Source organism: Oleiphilus sp. HI0117 (genome assembly GCF_001635235.1).
The window spans coordinates 1-5,610 of record NZ_LWGA01000122.1 but is presented as its reverse complement, the minus strand read 5'-3'; the positions used below and the strand labels follow the sequence as shown (position 1 = coordinate 5,610).

The following is a 5,610-nucleotide window of genomic DNA, read 5'->3' as shown; positions in this document are numbered from 1 at the left end:
CATGAGCCTGATGAATGCAGCAGCTGTCCGAACTTGATTCTTCGTTTTTATATCTGGAAACCGAACACACCCCTCTCCACGTAGGTGGTGTTTTCGTATTCCAGCGCCCTAAAGGCGACAACACACTTGATTTTGAGCACTTTCAACGTGTACTCCAGTCAAAACTCGGGAATGAACCATTCTTTCGTGAGCGCTTAGTCGAATACCCTCTCAATCTAGACCTACCCGTCTGGACTGACGACCCGGACTTTGACGCCGCCCGACATATCAGCCACGACAAATTAAGCCAGAAAGAAACGCTACTCAATAGCGCAGCCGACTTTTTTAGTGCGCCGCTCGACCGGACTCGCCCTCTTTGGGAAGCTAGATATATTGAGGATTTGCAAGTTGACCCAAGCAAAAGCTACGAGCAAGAACACTTCGCTCTTCTGCTGAAGGTTCACATCGCAGCTATTGACGGAGTAAGTGGTGAAGATATTCTAAGCCAGTTAGTTCATGTCAGCCCTGAAGTGACAAAACCTGAATCAGATCAAGACTGGACACCAACCCCTCTACCCGACACAGGTTCCTGGCTAGGTGCAGCCTATAACAACGTATTTAATATTCCGGCAAAACTCACTTTACTGGCAAAAGACACGGCTGCCTCGGCATTTTACTCCGTTATCACCGAGCGCCTTTCCTCTCTCAACCTTCCATCTAGTCTGATGAAGGTTGCCGACACACCAATGAATCAAAAGATCAGCAAGTCTCGTGCGATCGAGAATATAGAGATTCCTCTCAATCAAGTAAGGTCGATTAAGAAAGGCCTTGGCTCAGTCACAACAAATGACGTTGTCATGGGGATCTGCGCCGAAGCCATTGCCAGCTATCTTAGAGATATGGAAGCCGAGTCCGAATCAGACCTTATTGCGCTAGCACCGATATCTGTTCGCTCAACAAGCCTCGACGTTAAGTCCGGAAACCAGCTAGCCGCCACATTATTCTCACTTGCTAGCACAGAGCAGGACCCGATAAAGCGAATTTGCATGATTCACAAGGCAGCAACCTTGGAAAATCACTACGACTCAGCAATATCAGCCAGCCACTTGACCGAACTCGTTCCCTCTTGCATTGCGGGACTGTCTGCACGAGTTTATTCTGAGTTTCTACTGGCACAGAAACATAAGCCGATGTTCAATTTACCGATCATTAACATTCCTGGCCCTCAATTCCCGCTCTACTTTGAAAATGCAGAATTAACACAATTTATTAGCACTGCGCCTTTATTTGACGGTATTGGTTTAGCACTGATGATTGTGAGTTATAACGGCAATTACAGTGTCACCTGCACCTACAACCCTGAAGCACTGTCCCTTAAGCAACCCTTTGAAAAATACTTTCAGACAGCGATAGAAACGATTCTAAGTAGCGAAACAGAAATACCAGATTGCACCGATATTGATCTGAGTGAGCCAAATACAAACAAGACTGGTTTTATCGAAGATGTTGCCGGCTTAGTCAGCAACATCTTTTGCGTAGGAAAATAGCGGCAAGCTGTAGAGCCAGCTCTTCGACCTAAGCCGACTTAGCGCTTTTTTACTCCTGAAACGCCCAAACCAAAAAGGCTTTTCTATCTTCAGTGCTAGTCTTCCCCCAAAGCTCTTTCAGCGAGACCAGACTGGAAGCAGCTTCACTTTTTGACTCACTCAAGCCTGAGTCGGCGCCAGTCACCTTCCCGGATACGAAAACCTTCTGATTAGCCGAGCTCTTCTCGGTATAGGGGACTGAAACAGCAAGCTCCTGCCCCACCTTATCAACAAGCGATGCAGAGAAGTTTGAAGCCAAGCTACGAGCCTCTCTGATATTATCCGCTTCGGCATATACAAAGTTATATGACTCCCCTGCCAGAGCATTAAACTCGAGCATCACTAACTGTGACTCGGTTTTCTCTGACCTACTATTTCCATTTGTCTGAGGACCAGGCTTCGCCCAGATACTTTCGTACTTGAATACAAGCTGGTTAAGACCGGCTCTCAGGCCATATTTTGTTTCAATATTACTTAACAGATAAGTAGGAACCTCTCGCCCATTAACAGAAATCAGACTTATATTTTCTGGAGCAAGCACTACCGCTAACTGATCCTGAGGCAATATATTTCCTTCGTAGGTTTGCACCACCTTATTTGAAGCAGAACAAGCACTCAATAAAACTAAACTTAACACTAAACCTAAAAACTTTGGCCTTCTTAAGCCTTGAAAAAATCGATACATAAACGCCTCTAAGTGGAAAAATAACTGACAGCATTGTGCCTCCAAGCACACCTCTTGGCAACAAATTGATTTTTCGGGAATTTGTTATACAGTTAAGTAAAATAACAACAACGACAAGTATTAATTGGAGGATACACCAATGAATGAACAAGCCGATCTTTCACACCGCACAGGCGAACAAGGGGAAATACCTTTTCGCAGCAGTCGCTTTTTCAGTGTTGGTAATAAGTGGTACTTTTCTACTCGTGAAGGCTTCGATAGCGGGCCTTATGCAAATAAAGAAAGAGCCCGGGATAGCCTGCAAAGCTTTTTAAAAATCATCAACAAACTGCCAGCTCCCTATACCAAAGAAACAGCCCATTAAAGCATTCTGCAAAGTGAACTAGCGCATTAAGAAATAATGCGCTAGAAATCGAAGTTCAGAACAAGCCCGGTAAGCTAAAATAGAGAACTTGCAGAATCACTAGAGCAAAAAGGCCAGCAATCACATCATCAATCATGATACCGCTACCACCATGGATATGCTGATCCAGATATTTAATCGGCTGCGGTTTCCAGATGTCAAAAACCCGAAACAGAATGAAGCCTAGTACAATAGGCAACCAGCCTTTCGGCGCGCCTATCATTGCTATCCAATAGCCAACAAACTCGTCCCAAACAATTCCGCCATGATCATGAACACCCAAGGCTTTGGAAGCTTTAGCACACAGCCAACAGCCAACAACAAAGCTCAGCACAATAACCACCAAGTACCACTCTAAGGCTAAATGCTGCAGCCATAAATAAGGAACAATCGCCATTAATGTTCCTGCTGTCCCGGGTGCCTTCGGTGCACAACCACTACCAAAACCAAAAGCAGCAAAGTGTGCCGGATTCTTTAAAAAACCTTGCGGTAACTTACTCAAAATGCTGAAACCCCTTTCTCTCTATTTCGACTTCCTGCTCACCAGAAAAGACCTTAACACCAAAACTCTTGGGCTCAACCCGCCCTATTCTAGTGAAAGCACTCGCCTCAGCCTTCGACTCCAATACCTGCCAACCTTCCTCAGGGATCGTAAAAAGTAACTCGTAGTCATCTCCTGCAGTCAGTGCCAGTAGCGCAGCTCTATCTTTAGAAAATTCACGCAATTCTTTCGACAAGGGCAAGGCGTCCAGGTCAATCCTTAGGCCACATGAAGAAGACTCAGCAATATGCCCTGCATCAGCTAGCAAACCATCCGAGATATCAATACAAGCACTCGCGTAGGGGGTGATCAATAAGCCCTCTGCAAATCTTGGCGTGGGAGCATAGTATCGACCCAGGAGGTATTCCTCAACGCCACTAAGCGCACTCTTATCCAGCAGGTCTAGCGCAGCACCCGCATCACCCAAGCACCCTGTCACAACCAACACCTCGCCTTCTGTAGCACCACTACGACGTAGCGCTTTGTCTTGAGCTGTAAAACCATGCACCTGAATACCAATAGTTAATGGCCCTCGCGTTGTATCTCCGCCCAAGAGGCTCAATTGATAACGCTCCGCCATATACTTGAGCCCCCTTGAAAAGCCTTCAAGCCAATCCGGGTCAGAATCAGGAAGCGTCAAAGACAAGGTAAAGAATGCTGGTGACGCCCCCATTGCAGCCAAATCACTCAATGACGCAGACATTGCTCGGATAGCCAATTGTTGCGGCGGTGCCGACTTGGGAAAGTGCCGCCCCTCAACCATAGTATCAAGTGAGAAGCACAGAGACTTATTCGCAGGAGGGTTAATGACAGCACAATCGTCACCTATACCCTGGTTAACGAGCTGCTTATCGATAGGCCCCACTCCTTCAAAATACCGTTTAATTATTTGGAATTCAGAAGGAGCAGATGGCATCGGATCAACTAAGTTGCTATAACACTAAGAGGGTTTATGACGTGTTTCAGCCGCGCGCAAACGCAAGGCGAGCTTATCAAGAATACTATTCACATACTTGTGGCCATCAGTACCACCGAATGACTTAGCCAGTTCAACAGCCTCATTAATAACCACACGGTAAGGCACATCAATGCGGTGCTTAAATTCAAAGACACCCATACGCAGAACATTCATCTCTACCGGGTCAACATCCACAATTGCGCGATCCAGAAAAGGCTCAATTGCCTGATCCAATTCTGTCACTTCTTTAGGTATACCGCTAAAGACTTCACGAAAGTAAGCCGAGTCGATACGATCAAAGTCATGATCGGTACGAAACTCTGCTTCTACCTGAGCAATACTGGAGCCGGAAATTTGCCACTGATATAGCGCCTGAAGAACCAACTTTCGAGCCTTCTTACGCTGTGCCGTTCCAGTTTTCTTTACAGGCTGACCGCCTGCGGCAGGGTTAGATTCGCTCACTTAAATACCTGACTGTTTAAATAGTTGAACCATCTCTAGAACTGACATCGCAGCTTCTTCACCTTTGTTACCCGCTTTGGTGCCGGCACGTTCAATCGCCTGCTCAATGGTGTCCACCGTCAGAACGCCAAAGGCAACAGGAATACCTGTATCCAATGATACGGCACCCAAACCTTTCACACACTCTCCAGCAACATACTCGAAGTGAGGCGTACCGCCTCTGATCACCGCTCCTAAAGCAACCACTGCGTCATACTTTTTAGTTTCAGCAACACGTTTCACGGCTAAAGGCATTTCAAATGCGCCAGGAATGCGGAATATCTCGATATCACTCTCATCAATACCGTGACGTACCAAAGAATCCACCGCACCTTCTAGCAAGCTTTCTACCACAAAGGAGTTCCATCGTGTCACGATAATCGCAAACTTTGCACCCGTCGTATCTCTAAAATCACCTTCATAGGTTTTAATATTTCGCATAAGACCTTTCTCTTTAGTATGTTACCGTTCTTAAAATTCGTTTCGTTTTATTTCAATAGCCACTTCATCAAGAAGCTGTATATGGAATAAATTCAACCACTTCCAAATCGAAACCTGAAATAGCTGAAAACTTAACAGGTGGATTCAATAGGCGCATTTTTGTCACGCCTAAATCACGCAAGATCTGAGAGCCTGTGCCCACTGTCAAATACGCCCCCGTTCCTGTCTGCGAAGGTGCTGGCTTGTTCACAAAAAATCCTGCCAAGCGTTCTTCCAAGTCAACAGCCGGGCCACCTAAAACTACTAAGGCGCCAGCGCCTTCTTCATTGATTCGCTCTAACGAATGCTGCATAGACCAACTCTGCGATCCTGGCACTTTAACACCTAAACTATCACGCAGGATATCAGGAGACTGAACCCGAATAACCGGCGCATCCACCTTTGATAAATCACCTCTTACAAACGCCATGTGAACATGACCTTGCAAGGTATCTTTATAAGTAATCAGATCAAATG

7 protein-coding genes and 1 pseudogene are annotated in these 5,610 nt (G+C 46.0%); 2 read left to right on the top strand and 6 right to left on the bottom strand.

What is annotated here, in order from left to right; genetic code table 11:
* Positions 1-14: 14 nt before the first annotated feature.
* Positions 15-1,526, top strand: a complete 1,512-nt coding sequence (locus A3757_RS01730) for a wax ester/triacylglycerol synthase family O-acyltransferase (protein ID WP_068567565.1) — start codon at positions 15-17, stop codon at positions 1,524-1,526.
* 49 nt (positions 1,527-1,575) lie between these two features.
* Here A3757_RS01730 and A3757_RS01725 read toward each other — a convergent pair whose 3' ends face one another.
* Positions 1,576-2,250 carry a DUF2057 family protein gene (locus A3757_RS01725; RefSeq protein WP_068511384.1) on the bottom strand — a complete coding sequence of 225 codons (675 nt, stop codon included), beginning with the start codon at positions 2,248-2,250 and terminating at the stop codon, positions 1,576-1,578.
* Between the two features lie 139 nt (positions 2,251-2,389).
* On the opposite strand from A3757_RS01725, the gene A3757_RS01720 reads away from it, so the two are divergent.
* Positions 2,390-2,614 carry a DUF6316 family protein gene (locus A3757_RS01720; protein ID WP_068511382.1) on the top strand — a complete coding sequence of 75 codons (225 nt, stop codon included), beginning with the start codon at positions 2,390-2,392 and terminating at the stop codon, positions 2,612-2,614.
* A gap of 55 nt (positions 2,615-2,669) precedes the next feature.
* Here the strand turns inward: A3757_RS01720 and A3757_RS01715 are convergent, their stop codons facing one another.
* The 5 genes and pseudogenes from A3757_RS01715 to A3757_RS01695 form a co-directional block, all read right to left on the bottom strand.
* Positions 2,670-3,155 (bottom strand): phosphatidylglycerophosphatase A, encoded by a 486-nt coding sequence (locus A3757_RS01715; RefSeq protein WP_068511380.1) that lies wholly within the window; start codon positions 3,153-3,155, stop codon positions 2,670-2,672.
* Positions 3,148-4,110 carry a thiamine-phosphate kinase gene (gene thiL, locus A3757_RS01710; protein ID WP_068511379.1) on the bottom strand — a complete coding sequence of 321 codons (963 nt, stop codon included), beginning with the start codon at positions 4,108-4,110 and terminating at the stop codon, positions 3,148-3,150. The genes A3757_RS01715 and thiL overlap by 8 nt, the downstream gene beginning before the upstream one ends.
* 24 nt (positions 4,111-4,134) lie before the next feature.
* Positions 4,135-4,614: a transcription antitermination factor NusB gene (gene nusB / locus A3757_RS01705; protein ID WP_068511377.1), complete on the bottom strand. Its 480-nt coding sequence runs from the start codon at positions 4,612-4,614 to the stop codon at positions 4,135-4,137.
* The gene (gene ribE / locus A3757_RS01700) at positions 4,615-5,094 is read right to left on the bottom strand and encodes a 6,7-dimethyl-8-ribityllumazine synthase (RefSeq protein WP_068511375.1); all 480 of its coding nucleotides are present in this window, start codon (positions 5,092-5,094) and stop codon (positions 4,615-4,617) included.
* Between the two features lie 67 nt (positions 5,095-5,161).
* Positions 5,162-5,610 (bottom strand): annotated as a pseudogene (locus A3757_RS01695) (bifunctional 3,4-dihydroxy-2-butanone-4-phosphate synthase/GTP cyclohydrolase II); the annotation flags it as partial.

What these genes read in the sequence shown, in the direction of transcription:
- A3757_RS01720 (WP_068511382.1), top strand. Translation starts at nt 2,390, where the DNA reads ATGAATGAACAAGCCGATCTTTCACACCGCACAGGCGAACAAGGGGAA.
- ribE (WP_068511375.1), bottom strand. Translation starts at nt 5,094, where the DNA reads ATGCGAAATATTAAAACCTATGAAGGTGATTTTAGAGATACGACGGGT.
- thiL (WP_068511379.1), bottom strand. Translation starts at nt 4,110, where the DNA reads ATGCCATCTGCTCCTTCTGAATTCCAAATAATTAAACGGTATTTTGAA.
- A3757_RS01730 (WP_068567565.1), top strand. Translation starts at nt 15, where the DNA reads ATGCAGCAGCTGTCCGAACTTGATTCTTCGTTTTTATATCTGGAAACC.
- A3757_RS01725 (WP_068511384.1), bottom strand. Translation starts at nt 2,250, where the DNA reads ATGTATCGATTTTTTCAAGGCTTAAGAAGGCCAAAGTTTTTAGGTTTA.